This window comes from Falsiphaeobacter marinintestinus (assembly GCF_007923355.1).
In the GTDB taxonomy this organism is placed as follows: domain Bacteria; phylum Pseudomonadota; class Alphaproteobacteria; order Rhodobacterales; family Rhodobacteraceae; genus Phaeobacter_A; species Phaeobacter_A marinintestinus.
This window is the reverse complement of the sequence record NZ_VOGO01000045.1, coordinates 1-1,628: the sequence shown is the minus strand read 5'-3', so window position 1 is coordinate 1,628 and position 1,628 is coordinate 1. Positions and strand designations below refer to the sequence as shown.

At 54.5% G+C, this 1,628-nt stretch carries 1 pseudogene; it reads right to left on the bottom strand.

The annotated features are described in order from the left end of the window. Window positions 1–199 precede the first annotated feature (199 nt). Window positions 200–1,491, bottom strand: a pseudogene (locus FOY56_RS23330) (IS110 family RNA-guided transposase). Window positions 1,492–1,628: the final 137 nt, after the last annotated feature.

The following is a 1,628-nucleotide window of genomic DNA, read 5'->3' as shown; positions in this document are numbered from 1 at the left end:
CCTATGTGCGGAATGATTGGCTGATTTGGCATCAGATCATTGTCATGCTGGTGCGTTCCAGCATGTTTGAATGTGTGTCAGTTCGGCCTTTTGGTCAACAACGCGTCTCTCCCATAACAAACACAGAGTACGCTTTTGCGGCTCTCACCGTCCTTAAGACGAGATCTTCGGGTCGTTGAGCAGAAGGCCTGAACATTATCTACGAGGTCGAGTGCTCGCCTCTACGGCCCTTACAGAGAAAGGTCCTTCTGCTGTCGATCATCCCTCAAAGAAGGGACGATAGGGTTCGCCGCGTTTGATGATCCCGTGTACGGTGCGGGCCATTTTTGCGGCGATTGCGGTATACGCCTTGCGGCGCAAATGAGTGTTCTGTCGATCCTTGGCGATGTAGCGTTCGAACTTATCTCGGAAGCTGTTGGTCTTTTGCATGATGGCCACCTGACCAGCCATCCAGAGTGTGCGGCGCAGTCGGGCGTTGCCGTATTTGGACAGCCTGGTCTGGCCTCGAAAGGTCCCGGACTGGATGGTTGCGAGGTCCATCCCGCAAAACTTGAGGAACTGCCGATGATGGTTGAAGCGGCGCAGATCGCCAGCCTCAGCTAAGATGGTCAGGGCGTTTACTGGGCCGATCCCGGGGATGGATGTCAGCAGCTGGTAATCTTCGTTATTCTTAAGCAACTCAACAGCACGATCCTCAATCTCGTTGCGTTGTGCGATCAGGCTACGCCCCTCGGCTAGAACCAGTTTGAACATCCGGGCGGCATCAGAGTCCGGTGCAATGGGCAGGCCTACAGATGATTTTGCGGTCTGATAAATATCTGCGAGCAAACGCTCTTTTGAGACTTTGCGCCCGACAACTTCCCAGGCGTCGGCAACGAAAACCCCTTGGCTCATTGCTGAGATAAAGTGCGGTGACGGATAGCGTTCCAGGAAAGCAAAGAACCAATCACTACGCGAACTGCGGTGAAATCGTTCTGCCTCGGGCCAATAAAGGGGCAGATAGTGGGTCAGAACCCGGTGCCAAAGTTCTGTCTTCGAACGCGAGACGACGTCATGTGTCTTGGACAGTTCCTGAAGATCATTTGTGCCGCAGATCATTGGGTCATGGTAGAACTGCTCGTTCCCGATCTGCATCATGTGCAGGATGACCTGCGCGTCTTTGGGGTCGTTCTTGTCCCAACTGTTGTTCAAGGCTTCACGGGTGCGTGCCAAGGCGACTGAAGAGACCAACTTCACCTCGAACCCGGCGATCCCGAGCCGATACGCAAGGGCGCGGTGATAGTTGCCCGTGGCTTCAAAGGCTGCGCGGACAGGACGGTGATAATCCGACAGCGTAGTGATCAGCCGGTTGAAGTCGTCGAGCTGGTTCAGAACTGTCAGACGGCGACGGCGCTTTCGGCCGGGAACAGCGATCAAAACTTCATGGCGGGCTTTTGCGATATCAATCGCCACCAAAACAGGCTCGGCTTGTGCAATAATGGCATTGGTCATAGTCGGTCTCCCTTGCGGTGTGGTTTGTTGCAAAACCACTGTAGGGACCTGAGACCCGGCTATGATCACCTGCTGCGCTATTTGGGGGCTGCGCAGGCAATCATAGCCTTAAAACCGGCGTCATTCCAAAGGTGTTA